Below are 14,397 nucleotides of genomic sequence, written 5' to 3'. Positions count from 1 at the left end.
GATGAGAGCGATCTGGAAGGGTGCGCTGACCTTCGGGCTGGTGAACGTGCCGGTGAAGGTGTACTCGGCCACCGAAGACCACGACGTCCCGCTGCACCAGGTCCACGCCGCCGACGGTGGACGGATCCGGTACCAGCGGATCTGCGAGCTGGACGGTGAGGTCGTGCCCTACTCGGAGATCGACCGCGCCTTCGACGACGGCGAGCGCACGGTGGTCCTGACCAAGGGCGACCTCGCCTCTCTGCCCTCCGAGCGCAGCCGGGAGATCGACGTCGTCGAGTTCGTCCCCACCGAGCAGATCGATCTGCTCACCCTGGACCGCGCCTACTATCTCGAACCCGACTCGGCTTCGCCGAAGGCCTATGTGCTCCTGCGTCGCACCCTCGAAGCGACCGACCGCACCGCGATCGTCCGCTTCTCGCTTCGCCAGAAGACCCGCCTGGCGGCTCTGCGCGTGCGGGGTGACGTCCTGGTGCTGCAGACACTCCTCTGGGCGGACGAGGTGCGGGAGGCCGCGTTCCCCTCACTGGACGAGGAGGTCCGGATCTCGGCGAAGGAGCTCGAGCTCTCCGCGTCTCTGGTCGAGAGCTTCTCCGGCGACTTCGATCCCTCGGAATTCGCCGACGAATACCAGCAGGAGCTGCGTGCCCTCATCGATGCGAAGCTCGCCGATGGCGACGCGGTCGACACCGCGGCGACGTTCGGGGAGAGTGACGAGGACGAGAGCGGGGGAGAGGTCATCGATCTCCTGGCCGCCCTCCGCGCGAGCGTGGAGCGCTCGCGCGCCTCCCGATCGGCGGAAGACGAGGACCCCGCTGAGACGACGGAGAAGCGGAAGAAGAAGGCCTGATCGTCGCGGCGGATCAGTCGCGTCGGTCGCTCCGCGTCTCCGGGTCGCCGTGTTCGAGCACCTGCGGGTCGAGCGTCAGCGACCGGGCCTCCTCGGCGCCGATGGCGGCACGGCCCTCCGCGGCATCCGCGCGAGCTTTGCGTCGCTCGGCGAAATAGTGCCACACCACGAAGATGATCGTGCCGGCCACAGCCGCGAGCAGGATGATGTCGATGTACTCGGCGACGAAGTCGCCGACGAACGGGATGAAGCCGATCGCGTAGCCGATCATCGTGAGGCCGAAACCCCAGATCACGGCGCCGATGAAGTTGTACAGCGTGTAGCGGCGCCACGGCATGTGGCCGACCCCGGCGGCGACCGGCGCGAAGGTGCGCACGATGGGCACGAAGCGGGCGAGGATGATCGTGAGCCCGCCGTAGCGCTCGAAGAACGCGTTCGTCCGCTCGACGTTGCGTCTGCTGAAGACGCCCGATTCCTTCCGCTCGAACACCGCGGGCCCGCCCTTGTGGCCGATGAGGTAGCCGGCTTCGCCCCCGAGGAACGCCGACAGGCCGATGAGGAGCGCGACGACCCAGGCACTGACGCCGAACACGCCGTTCGGGGCGACGTCGCTCGGATGGGAGAGCAGCCCCGCCATGATCAGGAGGGTGTCGCCGGGGAGGAGGAAGCCGACGAGCAGGCCGGTCTCGGCGAAGACGATGAAGCACACCACCAGGAGCGCCCACGGACCCGCGGCCGCGATGATCGCGGCCGGGTCCAACCACGGGATGAGAGCGATCTGGTGCACGGCGGTCCTGTCGGTCATAGCCTTCGTCGGTGTCGTGGAGACACGCCACGACGTGCGGAAGGTGGGACTTGAACCCACACGCCCGAAGGCACAGGAACCTAAATCCTGCGTGTCTGCCGATTTCACCACTCCCGCGAGGTGCGCTCATTCTACTGAGCGCACGGGTCGTGCGTGATCAGCGGCGGATGCCGAACAGGAAGTACGCAGCCGGGCCGATCCAGTTCACGAGGATGACCGGGACCCAGGCGGGCTTGGGGCCGCGGACCTCGTCGTCGTCTCTGTGGCTGAGATCCCAGAAGGCCAGGAACGCGAATGCGACCTGGACGAGCCCGATCGCCCCGAACGCGACGCGGGCTGTGGGGGAGAGGTTTGTCTTCGTGGCGGTCATGGTCGTCCCTTCGTCCGTCGCCATCCTCTCTCGAGCGGATGTCCCACCGGAAGGGCTCGCGTTCATCTCGACTGTGGATAACTTTCGACGCCTCGCGCGCGCTCTTGCGAGGATGACGGCGTGTTCCGAGCCGCTCCTGCCACCGTCGTCGCCGCCGCTCCCGCGCCCACGGCGACGATCGTGCCGACCGGTGTCTTGGAGCGCACGCAGCACCGCCTTCGGACAGAGGCGTCCGACCGCCTACCGGCGGAGGAGGCGGCTCGGGTCGCGCGCGAGGAGATCCGCCGGCACAACGACATCGCCGCCGCCCGCGGCCTCACCGTCGTCGAGGACGAGCAAGGATGCGAGCGGGAGATCCTCGCGCGCGTGCTGGGGTACGGGCCCCTGCAGCCCTATCTCGACGATCCGACGGTCGAGGAGCTGTGGATCAACGCTCCGGACCGTGTCTTCGTCGCGAGGAACGGCACGTCGGAGCGTCTGCCGCTGACGCTCACGGACGGAATGGTGCGCGACCTCGTCGAGCGGATGCTCCATTCCTCCGGGCGCCGGGTGGACCTCAGCCAGCCGTTCGTCGACGCGTCGCTTCCGGACGGCAGCCGGCTGCATGTCGTCATCCCCGACATCACCCGCCGTCACTGGTCGGTCAACATCCGCAAGTTCCTGCCCCGATACGGCAACCTCGCCGCTCTCGTGGAGTCGGGCTCGCTGACCCGCGGCGCGGCGCGATACCTCCGCGACGCCGTCCGCGCGGGACGGAGCATCCTCGTGTCGGGCGCGACGCACGCGGGGAAGACGACCATGCTCGGCGCTCTCATCGACGCGTCCGCACCCGGAGCCCGGGTGGTCACGGTGGAGGAGACGTTCGAGCTCGCGGTGGTCGTCGACGACGTGGTCGCGCTGCAGGGGCGTCAACCCAGCCTCGAAGGGACCGGCGAGGTCACGCTCCGGCGTCTCATCAAGGAAGCCCTGCGGATGCGGCCCGATCGCCTCGTCGTCGGGGAAGTCCGCGATGCCGAAGCGCTGGATCTGGTCCTGGCCCTGAACACCGGTGTTCCCGGGGCGGCGACGATCCACGCGAACTCGGCGCACGAGGCATTGGACAAGCTCTGCGCCCTGCCGCTCCTCGCGGGTCGCAACATCGACGCCGAGTTCCTGGTACCGGCGGTCGCCCGCGGCGTGCACCTGGTGGTCCACTGCCGCCGAGACGAGTCAGGGCATCGGTTCGTGCAGGAGATCCTCGAGGTGACCGGGGCCGTCGTCGACGGATCGGTCGCTGCCCGTTCCGTCTACCGTGCGGGTGCCGCATGACGATCGTGTGGGGTGCGCTTCTGGCGGCGGGAGTCCTGCTTGTCGTGGCACCGTGGCTCTGGCCGCGTCGGGACGGCTCACCGGCGGTTACCTCACGCGGGCGGAGGTCGGCGATCGATCGGCTCATCGCCGAATCCGGTGCCTCGTCGCTGACCCCCGCGCGCCTCGCCGCTCTCTGCGGACTGGCGGGATGCGTCGCGGGCGCCGTCTTCTGGCTGGCCACCGCGGTCGCCGTGGTCGCGCTCGTGGGCGCGGCGGCCGCGGCGCTCGCCCCGATCGCGTGGCTGCGCGCACGCCGGCTGCGGCGGCGGAAGGAGCGCCGCGGACTGTGGCCTGACGTCTGCGACCTCCTCATCGCATCGGTACGTGCCGGCATGTCGCTGCCGGACGCGGTCGCCAGCCTCTCGACCTCCGTGCCGGCACCGCTGCGCCCCGCGTTCGAGGGCTTCGCGCGGGATCTGGCCGCGAGCGGCCACTTCTCATCGGCGCTGACGCGTCTGAAGGGAACACTCGCGGATCCGGTCGCGGATCGCATCATCGAGACGCTGCGGATGGCGCGTGAAGTCGGGGGAACCGATCTGACCACGGTGCTCCGTGCCCTCGCAGCGTCCGTACGCGCCGACGCCGCGTTGCGCGCCGAGGTCGAAGCGCGCCAGTCATGGATCCGCGGGGCCGCCGTGCTCGGCGTCAGCGCGCCCTGGGTGATCCTGATCCTGCTTTCCCTGCGGCCGGAGGGCGCGGAGGCGTACGGGTCGGCGGCGGGTGCCGCGCTCGTCCTCGTCGGGGCGATCGTGTCGGGGGCCGCTTTCTGGGTCATGGTGCGCATCGGGCGGCTTCCGGAGCCGAGGAGATGGTTCGCGTGACGACGGCGTTGGACGCGGGGGCCGTCTCGATCGCGTGGGGCGTCGCGCTCGGGGTGGGGGTGCTGCTCATCGTGTCGCGCACCCCTCGATGGGGTGCGGCGAGCCTCCACCGCCGCATCGCACCGTACCTTCGCGACCTCGCCGACCCCCTCGGGATCGAGCCGGTCACCGTGTCCGGTCGGGCGGGTTCCGGGGGGAGTCGCGCTCGACTCGGGGTGCGCCTCGCTCGTTCCATCGGCGACGAGGCGGAGATCACCGGCCGCCTGCGTCGTGCCGCCTGGGTGATGGACGCGGGCGGATTCCGCCAGCGCCAGCTCCTGTGGGCGCTGACAGGTCTGTTCGTCGGCGGACTCGTCGCCGTCCTCCTCACCATGACGCAGCGCGGCGGAGCTCTGGTCGGCGCCGTGCCGCTGCTCGCGGCGTTCGCCGCTGCCGTGGCCTACGACTCCACCCTCACCCGTGCGGCATCCGCGCGGCGAGCGCGGATACAGGAAGAACTCCCGACCGTCTTGGAGTTCCTCGCCCTGTGCCTCTCCGCCGGAGAAGGGATGCTCGACGCCGTGCGGCGGGTCAGCGCCGTGGGGTCCGGCGAGTTGGCGGCGGAGCTGCGTCGAGTGGTCCTCGCCGTCGACACGGGCGAGCCTCTGCCGGATGCGCTCTCCGCTCTCTCGACGCGGTTCGACCTCCCCGCACTGACGCGTGCGGTGGACCAGCTGGTCGCCGCGCTCGGTCGCGGCGCCCCGCTCGCCCAGGTCCTCCACGCCCACGCGTCGGATGCCCGGGAGGAGGCGAAGCGGGCCCTTATCGAAGGCGCGGGCCGCAAGGAGATCACCATGCTGATCCCTCTCGTGTTCGCCATCCTGCCGCTGAGCGTCCTCTTCGCCGTGTTCCCCGGCATCCTCATGCTTCGAATCGGACTCGGCTGACGCCGATGAAAGGAGAAACGATGGACACGCCATCGCAGAACACCCCGCTCGCGGGCCCACCGGCCGAACAGGGCCTCCGGTCGCTTCTGGAGGATGAGAGCGGTGACGTACCCGGTTGGGTGCTCATCACGCTGATGACCGCGGGGCTCGTCGTGCTGATCTGGGCGCTGGCGGGACCGGCCCTCGCCGGGCTCTTCGAGTCGGCGATCGCCCGCGTCTCCGGGTTGTGACGTGGCCCGAGGTGAGCGTTCTCGGGCCACGAAGGCGTCCGACCGCTCGGGCGGCGACGACGTCGGCTCTGCTCCGGTGGAGTTCATCCTCGTCGGATTGATCCTCACCGCGCTCACCCTGGGCGTGCTGCAGCTCGGCCTTGCGGTGTACGTGCGCAACGTCGTCCACGACGCGGCGGTCGAGGGCGCGTTCCATGCGGCGCTCGCCGACACCGAAGACCGCGAGGGGATCGAGCGTACGCGCCAGGTCATCACGCGTGCCATCGGGACCGCTTACGCGGAGGACATCGCCCTCACGGAGAGCGTCGTGTCCGGCGCCCCGACGGTCACGGTGCGCGTGCGGGCACCGCTGCCGGTCCTCGGCCTGTGGGGTGTCCCCGGAGCATGGGAGGTGAGCGCGAATGCCCCGGCCGAGTCTTTCGACTGAACGTCCCCGTGATCCGAAGGCCGAGACGCGGGCGGAGGCGGAGCGCGGATCCGCCTCGTTGGAGTTCATCGTCGTCGGACTCGTGCTGCTCGTCCCCATCGTCTACCTCGTCGTCGCTCTCGGGGCACTGCAGTCCGCGGCCCTCGGGGCCGAGGCGGGGGCGCGCCACGTCGCGCGGGCGATCGCGACGGCCTCCGGTCCGGGTGAGGCGCAGCAACGCGCGGACGACATCCTCGCGACCGTGAACCGCGAGTATCGGCTGGACCCGGCGGGGACAGCGGTGGCGATCGACTGCCGGCCCGCCACAGCGACGTGCCCTGCGGCGGGCTCGACCGTGGTGGTCCGGATCGACACGCGGGTCGCGCTTCCCTTCATGCCTGCGATCTGGGGACTGCACCGGGCGACCGCGATACCCGTCGAGGCGATGTCGGCGCAGAAGGTCTCGCGCTTCTGGGGGGAATCGTGAGACGGCCTGCGGGAGCCGCCCTGGGCGACGATGAACGGGGCAGCGTGCTTCTGCTGACGCTCGGCTACGCCCTCCTGGCGATCGCGCTGGTGCTGGTGTGCGTGGAGGCGACGGGGCTCTCCCTCGCCCAGAAGCGGGTGGATGCCGCGGCCGATGCCGCCGCGCTTGCGGCGGCCGACGCCTTCGTCCTCGAGGTGCGGGACGGGCGGCCGGTCGCCGTCCTGACCACGGCGGCGGTGCAGCGGGAGGCGGTGCTGTTCGTGGAGACGCTCGGCACGGACGCCGTCGTGGTGGACGCGGGCACCCCGGACGGCGTGTCGGCCAGAGTCACGGTGCGTGCGGCGTGGCGACCTCTCGTCGGCGCGATGTTCGTGGCGGACGGGCTCGTGCTCGAGTCCACCGCGACCAGCCGCACCGCTCTGCGATGATCCGATGCGGCCGATGCGGCCGAGGCGGTATCCGATCACCACCCGTGGGCGTTGAACCACTCCGCCACGCGGGCGCGCTCGGCCGCGCCGTCGCCGCCCGTCTCGTGGTCGATCACCGCGCCGTCGATGAGCGGGACGAAACGGAGGCACCGGGGGCAGAGCGCCCGTCCGTGAGGCCAGCCGTCGAGGAGCGGTACCGCCGCTTCCGCCGGAGCACCGGAACCCGGACAGCGCGCCGGATCGGCTTGGACGCCGCTCCAGAGGGTCGTGCGGTGCCGGTGCAGACCGGGGTGGCCCTCGGGGCGGGTGCACCGGCGTCCGTACAGTCGACTGCGGCAGAACACGGTGGGCGTCATCGCCGCGTCCGCGGTACCCAGCGGAGGAAGGCGGCGGCGCCGAGGAGACCGACGAGGCCCATCGCCCCGGTGGCGATCGCCAGGCTGCTCATGGACGCGATCGCGGACACGGCCAGCGGCGCGGCGGCACCGCCCGCGTCGGTGAGCGTCCGCCACGATCCGAGGAACGGGGCCGGATCGTCCTTCGGGGCGGCATCCGCTCCGAGGGTGAGAAGGATGCCGCTCGACAACCCGTTGCCGACCCCGAGCACGGCGGCGAACATCGCGAACCACATCGACTGCTGATCGCTGCCGCTCGTGAATGCCAGGGCCAGGAACCCGGCGCTCATGAGCACCATCGCGGGGAGCGCCGCCCACAGGCGACCGAATCGATCCATCACCTGGCCGCTCGCATAGAAGAGGGCGAAGTCGATGGCGCCGGAGATTCCGACGACCAGGGCGATCGTCTGAGCGTCGAGGCCGATCCAGACGCCCCACAGCGGGAGCACGACCTGGCGGGCGGATCGCACGGCCGACAGGGATGCAGCGGCCAGGCCCAGGCGCCCGAGGACGCTGCGGTGGCGCCACATGGTCCGGAAGACCCCGGCCCTCTCCACGACGGGGATCGACCCCGAGACGGGCTCTCCGCTGTCGTCGGCGACGTCGGGCTGCCAGGCGGAGGCGCGTGCCGGGTCGGGTCGCGGGGTGAACCGCGCCTCCGGGTCGGGACCGAAGACCACGAGGATCACGGTGGCGACGAGACAGACGGCGAAGAACCAGATCGCCGACGCATCCGTGCCGAACAGCGCCAGCAGCGCGGCGGCGGCGAAAGGCCCCACGAACATGCCGAAGCGGAAGCTCCCCCCGAGGAGCGACAACGCGCGGGCGCGGAACGCCTGAGGAACACGCGTGGTCATGAACGAATGCCGGGCGAGACCGAATGCGGCTGCGCAGATCCCGACCACGAGCACGGCGAGGGCGACGAGTCCGAGCGAAGGGGCGAGTGCCAGCACGGCCACACCGCCCAGGGCGATCACGCCCGCGACGGCCATAGTGACGCGCTCGCCGAACCGCGCGACAGCCCATCCCGCGGGCAGGTTGCCGCACAGTTGTCCGACGACCAGGGCCGAGGCCACGAGCGCGGCGGTCGGGACATCCGCGCCCAGACGCGACGCGATCACGGGAATCAGGGGCAGGACCGCGCCCTCTCCGAGCGCGAACAGGACCGTCGGGGCGTAGACCATCGGTCCGAAACCCCAAAGCACCTCGCGAGCGCGTACGGAATCGGGGCCATCGGTCACGGGCATCCACGTTACGCTGGACTGTCATGCTCGAACTCGACCTCTCCGACGATATCCAGGCGCTGCGCTCCACCTTCGGCGACATCCGCGCCGTGGTCGACGTCGACGCACTCACCGCCGAGATCGCGCGCCTCAGCGACGCGGCCGGAGCACCCGACCTCTGGGACGACGTGGACGCCGCGCAGAAGGTCACCAGCGCGCTCAGCCACCGTCAGGCGGAACTCAAGCGCATCACCGAGATCGAGCGGCGTCTCGACGATCTCGACGTGCTGATCGAGCTCGCCAACGAGATGGAGGATGAGGACTCCGCCGAGGAGGCGCGCCGCGAGCTCGCCGAACTCGAGGACCTCATCGGCCAGCTGGAGGTCCAGACCCTCCTCGACGGCGAATACGACGCGCGCTCGGCGGTCGTGACGATCCGATCCGGAGCCGGCGGCGACGACGCCACGGACTTCGCCGAAATGCTCATGCGGATGTACCTGCGGTGGGCCGAGCGCCACAAGTACCCGGTGAAGGTCATGGACACGTCCTACGCCGAGGGGGCCGGGATCAAGTCGGCCACGTTCGAGATCGACGCTCCCTACGCCTACGGGACTCTTTCCGTCGAAGCCGGGACCCATCGCCTCGCCCGCATCAGCCCCTTCGGTGGTGCCGACAAGCGGCAGACGAGCTTCGCGGCCGTCGAGGTCATCCCGGTCATGGAGGAGGCGCAGGAGGTGGAGGTTCCCGAGGGTGACATCCGTGTCGACGTCTTCCGTTCCTCCGGCCCGGGTGGGCAGTCCGTCAACACGACGGACTCCGCCGTGCGCATCACCCACCTTCCGACCGGCATCGTGGTGTCCATGCAGAACGAGAAGTCGCAGATCCAGAACCGGGCGGCCGCCATGCGGGTGCTTCAGACGCGCCTCATGCTGCTCCAGCGCGAAGAGGAAGCGGCCAAGAAGAAGGAGCTCGCCGGAACGATGACGGCGAGCTGGGGCGACCAGATGCGCTCCTACTTCCTCTACGGTCAGCAGCTGGTGAAAGACCTCCGCACGGGGCACGAGGTGGGAAACCCCGCCGTGGTCCTCGACGGCGATCTGGACGGTTTCATCTCGGCCGGCATCCGCTGGCGCAAGCGCAAGACCGACGACTGACCCGGACGACGAAACCCGGGCACGCCCGTGTCGTGCGAGGGCGATCAGGTCGGCGCGCTTAGGCTCATCAGGTCATGATCCGGTTCGAGAACGTCACCAAGCGCTATCGCGGAACCGCGAGGCCCGCCCTGGAGAAAGTCGACTTCGAAGTCCTCCGCGGGGAGTTCGTCTTCCTCGTCGGAGCTTCCGGTTCGGGGAAGTCCTCGTGTCTGCGGCTGATCCTCCGTGAAGACATCCCGAGCGAGGGGCGTGTGGTCGTCCTGGGGCGGGATCTGCGCACCCTGCCGCATCGGAAGGTCCCGTACTTCCGCCGCCACGTGGGGGCGGTGTTCCAGGATTTCCGGCTTCTGCCGACCAAGACCGTCTTTCAGAACGTCGCCTTCACCCTCCAGGTGATCGGTTCATCGCGCGCGTTCATCCAGCAAGCCGTCCCGGAAGTGCTCGCCCTCGTCGGTCTCGCGGGCAAAGAGAAGCGATTCCCCCACGAGCTCTCCGGGGGTGAGCAGCAGCGCGTGGCCATCGCGCGGGCGTTGGTGAACCGACCTCAGGTGCTCCTCGCCGACGAGCCGACAGGCAACCTGGACCCCGGAACCTCCGTAGACATCATGCAGCTCCTCGCCCGCATCAACGACGGCGGGACGACCGTGGTCATGGCCACGCACGAAGCGGGTTTCGTCGATCAGATGCAGCGACGGGTCATCGAGCTCCGCGACGGCGTGATGGTGCGCGACGAACGACACGGTGGATACGGCGACACATCGGGGTTGCCGAGCCTCGCCCCGCAGCCCGAACGCGGGGCCGCAGCGGTCGCGGCGCTGACGGCGGTCCTGGAACTGCATCGCGAGATCGTCGAGACCGGAACGGTGGAACCCGAAGCGGTGGATGCCGCCGTGACGGCGGCGAGTGTCGCGGCCGATCCGGCGCGCGAGGCGGAAGCCCACGATGCGCTCGAGGTGGCGCGGGAGGCCGCGGCGGCATCCCTCGCCGAGGCCGGAGTCGCGCCCGTCGCCGACTCCGCGGACGCATCGCCCGCGCCGCGCACCAATCCGATCCCGGTCGCCGACATCGCGGAGGTGGATGTCGCTGAACTCGGCGTCGCCGATCGCCTCGGACTCGGCGGAGACCGCGGTCACGAAGAAGTGGGGCCGACCTCGTGAGGGGGGGACTGGTCCTCGCCGAGGCTGTCAACGGACTCCGTCGGAATGCATCGATGGTGATCTCCATCGTGTTGGTGACGTTCGTCTCGCTCACTTTCGTCGGAGCGGCCATCCTGATGCAGATGCAGATCGGTCAGATGCGTGCGTTCTGGGTGGATCGGGCGCAGGTCGCGGTGTACATGTGCACCGCGGTGCAGACGCCGACGTGCACGGGCGGCGTCGCCACCCAGGAGCAGCTGGACGCGGTCGAGGCGCAGCTGGAGGGTCCGGCGCTGGCGCCTCTCATCCGCGAAGTGCGATTCGAGACGCGGGAGGAGGCGTACGACAACGTCATCGCCCTCGTCGGGGAGGACTACGCGAGCGTCATCACCGCGGACCAGCTGAACGAGACTTTCTGGATCAACCTCGTCGACCAGGACGAATCGGACGTCATCAGTGAGGCTTTCACCGGCATGGCGGGCGTCGAAGAGGTGCAGGATCAGCTCCAGTACCTCGACCCGCTATTCTCGGCCCTGACGGTCGCGACCTACATCGCTGTCGGAATCGCCGTCCTGATGCTGATCGCCGCGGTGCTGCTGATCTCCACCACGATCCGGCTCTCCGCGTACGCGCGTCGGCGGGAGCTGGGCATCATGCGGCTCGTGGGCGCCTCGAACCGTTTCATACAGACACCCTTCATCCTCGAAGGGGTGTTCGCCGCGCTCATCGGATCCGTCCTGGCCAGCGCCGCCGTCCTCGCCGGTGTGCACTTCGGCGTCGAACAGTACCTCCGGGGTCGCGTCGAGTTCGTCACGACGTGGGTCGGTATGGGCGAGGCGTGGCTCGTCGTGCCCGTGCTGGTGGCGATCGGGGTCGTCCTCGCGGCCGTCTCCGCCGGCTTCGCGATCCGACGCTGGCTGCGTGCCTGACGGGCTTCGGCGACGTGCCGCTCCCTGCCGGACTTTCGGGTAGGGTGAAAGGCTGCCGTCCGGCACGAAAGCCGCCCGAACGTCGACGGAGCGGATCGATCGAGGAGAGTCACCATGCCCAGGGAACGCGGGGAGAAGGTCATCGCGACCAATCGTCGCGCGCGCCACGAGTACGCGATCGAGAAGACGTACGAGGCAGGGCTCGTACTCACCGGGACCGAGGTGAAGTCGTTGCGCCAGGGGCGTGCCAACCTCTCGGACGGCTACGCGTACATCGACGGCGGGCAGGCGTATCTCGATGCCGTGCACATCCCCGAGTACTCGCAAGGGCATTGGACGAACCATTCGTCGAAACGCACCCGCAAGCTTCTCCTGCACAAGGAGGAGATCGTGAAGCTCTCGCACGCGATCAGCGCCGGGGGCTACACGCTCGTCCCCCTGAAGCTGTACTTCCTGGACGGTCGGGCCAAGGTCGAGATCGCCGTGGCGAAGGGAAAGAAGGACTGGGACAAGCGCCAGACCCTTCGCGAGCGTCAGGACAAGCGTGAGGCCGAACGCGCGATGCGCACGAAGAACCGGCTGGGCGACTGACCCGCCCGCCGCCACGGTCAGTGTGCGCGGAAGCGCGCCTCGATCGCGGCGGTGATGACGAGTTCCTCCGGACGTAGCTGCACCGAGGGTGCGTTTGCGTCGCGGAAGGCAGCCGCGGCCATCAGCGGCGCGGAACGGCGTTCCGTCCGATCGCCCGATTCGGCGAGCAACCCGACGTCGGCGATGTGTTCGGCCTCGACGGCGAAGAGTCCCAGGGCTCCCGCGTAGGCGCGGGCGCGGGCGACGGCCACCCCGACGGCGGTCGTCGCCGCTTCCTCTTCGAGCCGCACGCGGGTCTCCGCTCCCAGAAGCCACTGGATACCGACGAGGTGTACGCCGTCGACGTCCGCAATCTCCGTGACCCATCGGGAGAGCGCGTCGAAATCCGCGAAGGCCGCGGTGATGTCGACGTTCGCGTGATGGACCGGATCCAAACGTGCGCCCTCCGGGTGCCACGGGCGCTCGGACCACACGGATGCGCGGTCGGATGCCCAACGCCGCACAGTCCCCGACGCCAGCCGCCGGTCGAGATCGGCGCGGAGGGGATCCGTCAGCGCGGCGTTGCGGGCGACGACCTCGGAACGCACGGCACCCTCCGTTCGCACGGAGAGGTGCACGACCGCTTCTTCGGGCGCGACGCGCACTTCGTGTTCGCCGCGGACGCTGATGATGACCTCGCTCATGACCCGAGGGTACGCCGAAGGATTCGGCGGGTGCGGGAGCCTCCCGGAAAAGAATCTCATTCACGTGCATCCGAATTCGGGGTTCGCGGAGAAACACTCATCAACGGGCGGTCAGGCGCCGCCCCCGATCAAGGAGGACCATCGTGCGAAAGACCATCGCTCTCGGTGTCGCAGCGGGAGCCGTCGCGGCCCTCGGGCTCGTCGCCCCCGCCTACGCGGGCTCGGCCGAATCGGCTCAGCTCTCTGTGCTGCACGGCATCCCGGACACCCCCGTCGACGTGTACGTCGACGGTGAACTCACCCTCGACGACTTCCAGCCCGGCGACCTCGCCGGCCCGCTGGAGCTCCCGGCCGCGACTTACTCGGTCGCGATCACCGCTCCGGACGCGGCGGACGACAGCGAGCCGATCCTCGGGCCGGTCGACCTGACGCTCGATGCCGGTGTCAACTACACCGCCGTCGCGCACCTGACCGCCGACGGGACTCCGACGGTGACGCCCTACGTCAACGACACCTCTCAGACCGCCGCGGGTGAAGGCCGACTCACGGTTCGTCACGACGCCGCGGCCCCCGCCGTCGACATCCTCGCGGGTGGTTCGCCGGTGATCGAGAACCTCTCCAACCCCGACGAGGCGACTCTGAACCTCGCCGCGGGCACCGTCTCGGCATCGGTTGCCGCGACCGGCACCACCGACCCCGTGATCGGCCCGGCCGACGTCGAGATCCAGGAAGGCGTCCTGACCATCGTCTACGCCTGGGGCAGCCTCGAGGACGAGAACCTCGCTCTCGCCGTCCAGACGATCGAGGGTCTGCACTCGGGCCCCGAGGGCGTGAACTCCGGTACCGCGGGCCTGCTCGCGCAGCAGGACCAGCAGCGTCAGACCATGTTCCTCATCGGTGGACTGCTGATCGCCGCCGTCGCCGCCGGTTCCGTCGTCGTCGTCGCCCGCGCGCGCGCCGGCCGCTGAATCGAGTGATGAGCATGAGGGGGATCGTCGCGACGCTGGCCGCCGCGGCGGTCTCCCTCGTCTTGGCGGGGTGCGGTTCCGCCCCCACGGATGCCGCATCCACTCCGCCTGCACCGGCACCGTCGGCGACGGCGGCCCCCACCCCCGTCGCCGACGTGCCGATCGCGGCGGCCACCCCCGAGCCGGTACGTCAGCCCGTGCCGCCCGTGCGGGTGGCCGTCGCGGCCATCGGCGTCGACATCCCGGTCGTCCCCGTCGGAGTGGAAGAGGGCGGTTTCATGGAGATCCCCGACGACCCCGCCGTCGCTGGTTGGTACCGGTTCGGCGCTGACCCGTCCAGCCCTGACGGCAACACCGTCATCACCGCCCACGTCGACTTCCCCGGCTACCCCATCGGGCCGTTCAGTCGCCTCCGCGATCTTCCTGCCGGAGAGCAGGTCGACGTGACTGACGACGCGGGGACGGTGCATCGCTATGTCATCGAGAGTGTCACCTACTACCCCAAGGCGGACCTCCCCGTCAACAACTTGTTCGCGCGATCGGGAACCGATTCGCTTGTTCTCATCACCTGCGGTGGTCCGTTCGATCAGGCAACGGGCCGCTACGCGGATAATGTGGTCGCCGTGGCCACGCCCGTGGAATGAC

At 69.8% G+C, this 14,397-nt stretch carries 19 protein-coding genes and 1 tRNA gene; 14 read left to right on the top strand and 6 right to left on the bottom strand.

Annotated elements, in window-relative coordinates; all coding sequences use genetic code 11:
* Position 1: 1 nt before the first annotated feature.
* Entirely contained in the window at positions 2-850 is an 849-nt protein-coding gene (gene ku, locus KZC50_RS12545) for a non-homologous end joining protein Ku (RefSeq protein WP_310891882.1), read from the top strand.
* Between the two features lie 13 nt (positions 851-863).
* Here the strand turns inward: ku and KZC50_RS12540 are convergent, their stop codons facing one another.
* The 3 genes from KZC50_RS12540 to KZC50_RS12530 form a co-directional block, all read right to left on the bottom strand.
* Positions 864-1,655 carry a DedA family protein gene (locus KZC50_RS12540; protein ID WP_310891881.1) on the bottom strand — a complete coding sequence of 264 codons (792 nt, stop codon included), beginning with the start codon at positions 1,653-1,655 and terminating at the stop codon, positions 864-866.
* A 35-nt stretch (positions 1,656-1,690) separates the two neighbouring features.
* Positions 1,691-1,772 (bottom strand) — tRNA-Leu (locus KZC50_RS12535).
* 40 nt (positions 1,773-1,812) lie between these two features.
* Entirely contained in the window at positions 1,813-2,025 is a 213-nt protein-coding gene (locus KZC50_RS12530) for a PLDc N-terminal domain-containing protein (protein ID WP_301133076.1), read from the bottom strand.
* 120 nt (positions 2,026-2,145) lie between these two features.
* On the opposite strand from KZC50_RS12530, the gene KZC50_RS12525 reads away from it, so the two are divergent.
* The 7 genes from KZC50_RS12525 to KZC50_RS12495 are packed head-to-tail and all read left to right on the top strand — an operon-like array spanning position 2,146 to position 6,673.
* A complete protein-coding gene (locus KZC50_RS12525) occupies positions 2,146-3,333 on the top strand; it encodes a TadA family conjugal transfer-associated ATPase (protein WP_375294602.1) in 1,188 nt (395 codons plus the stop codon).
* Positions 3,330-4,196, top strand: a complete 867-nt coding sequence (locus tag KZC50_RS12520; protein WP_301133074.1) for a type II secretion system F family protein — start codon at positions 3,330-3,332, stop codon at positions 4,194-4,196. The genes KZC50_RS12525 and KZC50_RS12520 overlap by 4 nt, the downstream gene beginning before the upstream one ends.
* On the top strand, positions 4,193-5,122 hold the full coding sequence (locus tag KZC50_RS12515) for a type II secretion system F family protein (RefSeq protein WP_310891880.1): 930 nt from the start codon (positions 4,193-4,195) through the stop codon (positions 5,120-5,122). The genes KZC50_RS12520 and KZC50_RS12515 overlap by 4 nt, the downstream gene beginning before the upstream one ends.
* A 20-nt stretch (positions 5,123-5,142) precedes the next feature.
* Positions 5,143-5,352 (top strand): hypothetical protein, encoded by a 210-nt coding sequence (locus KZC50_RS12510; protein ID WP_053548398.1) that lies wholly within the window; start codon positions 5,143-5,145, stop codon positions 5,350-5,352.
* A 1-nt stretch (position 5,353) separates the two neighbouring features.
* On the top strand, positions 5,354-5,779 hold the full coding sequence (locus KZC50_RS12505) for a TadE family protein (protein ID WP_231718018.1): 426 nt from the start codon (positions 5,354-5,356) through the stop codon (positions 5,777-5,779).
* 58 nt (positions 5,780-5,837) lie between these two features.
* Positions 5,838-6,245, top strand: a complete 408-nt coding sequence (locus tag KZC50_RS12500) for a TadE family protein (RefSeq protein WP_310891879.1) — start codon at positions 5,838-5,840, stop codon at positions 6,243-6,245.
* Positions 6,246-6,289: 44 nt separating this feature from the next.
* Positions 6,290-6,673: a hypothetical protein gene (locus KZC50_RS12495; protein WP_310891878.1), complete on the top strand. Its 384-nt coding sequence runs from the start codon at positions 6,290-6,292 to the stop codon at positions 6,671-6,673.
* A gap of 35 nt (positions 6,674-6,708) precedes the next feature.
* On the opposite strand, the gene KZC50_RS12490 is transcribed toward KZC50_RS12495, so the two are convergent.
* The gene (locus KZC50_RS12490; RefSeq protein WP_053548395.1) at positions 6,709-7,029 is read right to left on the bottom strand and encodes a hypothetical protein; all 321 of its coding nucleotides are present in this window, start codon (positions 7,027-7,029) and stop codon (positions 6,709-6,711) included.
* Entirely contained in the window at positions 7,026-8,315 is a 1,290-nt protein-coding gene (locus KZC50_RS12485) for an MFS transporter (protein WP_301132962.1), read from the bottom strand. Before KZC50_RS12485 ends, KZC50_RS12490 begins: the two co-directional genes overlap by 4 nt.
* A gap of 20 nt (positions 8,316-8,335) precedes the next feature.
* On the opposite strand from KZC50_RS12485, the gene prfB reads away from it, so the two are divergent.
* The 4 genes from prfB to smpB all read left to right on the top strand — a co-directional run bounded on the left by prfB (position 8,336) and on the right by smpB (position 12,101).
* The gene (gene prfB, locus KZC50_RS12480) at positions 8,336-9,445 is read left to right on the top strand and encodes a peptide chain release factor 2 (RefSeq protein WP_053548393.1); all 1,110 of its coding nucleotides are present in this window, start codon (positions 8,336-8,338) and stop codon (positions 9,443-9,445) included.
* Between the two features lie 74 nt (positions 9,446-9,519).
* Complete coding sequence (gene ftsE / locus KZC50_RS12475) at positions 9,520-10,602, top strand: cell division ATP-binding protein FtsE (protein ID WP_236968652.1); 1,083 nt, start codon at positions 9,520-9,522, stop codon at positions 10,600-10,602.
* Positions 10,599-11,510 carry a permease-like cell division protein FtsX gene (ftsX, locus tag KZC50_RS12470; protein WP_310891877.1) on the top strand — a complete coding sequence of 304 codons (912 nt, stop codon included), beginning with the start codon at positions 10,599-10,601 and terminating at the stop codon, positions 11,508-11,510. Before ftsE ends, ftsX begins: the two co-directional genes overlap by 4 nt.
* Before the next feature lie 114 nt (positions 11,511-11,624).
* A complete protein-coding gene (gene smpB / locus KZC50_RS12465) occupies positions 11,625-12,101 on the top strand; it encodes an SsrA-binding protein SmpB (protein WP_053548390.1) in 477 nt (158 codons plus the stop codon).
* A 17-nt stretch (positions 12,102-12,118) separates the two neighbouring features.
* Here smpB and KZC50_RS12460 read toward each other — a convergent pair whose 3' ends face one another.
* Entirely contained in the window at positions 12,119-12,784 is a 666-nt protein-coding gene (locus KZC50_RS12460; protein WP_310891876.1) for an SIMPL domain-containing protein, read from the bottom strand.
* Between the two features lie 143 nt (positions 12,785-12,927).
* On the opposite strand from KZC50_RS12460, the gene KZC50_RS12455 reads away from it, so the two are divergent.
* Positions 12,928-13,752 carry a DUF4397 domain-containing protein gene (locus KZC50_RS12455; protein WP_310891875.1) on the top strand — a complete coding sequence of 275 codons (825 nt, stop codon included), beginning with the start codon at positions 12,928-12,930 and terminating at the stop codon, positions 13,750-13,752.
* A gap of 14 nt (positions 13,753-13,766) precedes the next feature.
* Complete coding sequence (locus KZC50_RS12450; RefSeq protein WP_310891874.1) at positions 13,767-14,396, top strand: class F sortase; 630 nt, start codon at positions 13,767-13,769, stop codon at positions 14,394-14,396.
* Position 14,397: the final 1 nt, after the last annotated feature.

The sequence above is a fragment of the Microbacterium aurantiacum genome (assembly GCF_031625015.1).
GTDB classification, from domain to species: domain Bacteria; phylum Actinomycetota; class Actinomycetes; order Actinomycetales; family Microbacteriaceae; genus Microbacterium; species Microbacterium aurantiacum.
This window is presented reverse-complemented; position numbering and strand designations above follow the sequence as displayed.

Bases quoted from the DNA above. Each gene is read 5' to 3' on its own strand.
- ku (WP_310891882.1), top strand. From the start codon at position 2: ATGAGAGCGATCTGGAAGGGTGCGCTGACCTTCGGGCTGGTGAACGTG.
- KZC50_RS12540 (WP_310891881.1), bottom strand. From the start codon at position 1,655: ATGACCGACAGGACCGCCGTGCACCAGATCGCTCTCATCCCGTGGTTG.
- KZC50_RS12530 (WP_301133076.1), bottom strand. From the start codon at position 2,025: ATGACCGCCACGAAGACAAACCTCTCCCCCACAGCCCGCGTCGCGTTC.
- KZC50_RS12520 (WP_301133074.1), top strand. From the start codon at position 3,330: ATGACGATCGTGTGGGGTGCGCTTCTGGCGGCGGGAGTCCTGCTTGTC.
- KZC50_RS12510 (WP_053548398.1), top strand. From the start codon at position 5,143: ATGGACACGCCATCGCAGAACACCCCGCTCGCGGGCCCACCGGCCGAA.
- KZC50_RS12490 (WP_053548395.1), bottom strand. From the start codon at position 7,029: ATGACGCCCACCGTGTTCTGCCGCAGTCGACTGTACGGACGCCGGTGC.
- KZC50_RS12485 (WP_301132962.1), bottom strand. From the start codon at position 8,315: ATGCCCGTGACCGATGGCCCCGATTCCGTACGCGCTCGCGAGGTGCTT.
- prfB (WP_053548393.1), top strand. From the start codon at position 8,336: ATGCTCGAACTCGACCTCTCCGACGATATCCAGGCGCTGCGCTCCACC.
- ftsE (WP_236968652.1), top strand. From the start codon at position 9,520: ATGATCCGGTTCGAGAACGTCACCAAGCGCTATCGCGGAACCGCGAGG.
- smpB (WP_053548390.1), top strand. From the start codon at position 11,625: ATGCCCAGGGAACGCGGGGAGAAGGTCATCGCGACCAATCGTCGCGCG.
- KZC50_RS12460 (WP_310891876.1), bottom strand. From the start codon at position 12,784: ATGAGCGAGGTCATCATCAGCGTCCGCGGCGAACACGAAGTGCGCGTC.
- KZC50_RS12450 (WP_310891874.1), top strand. From the start codon at position 13,767: ATGAGGGGGATCGTCGCGACGCTGGCCGCCGCGGCGGTCTCCCTCGTC.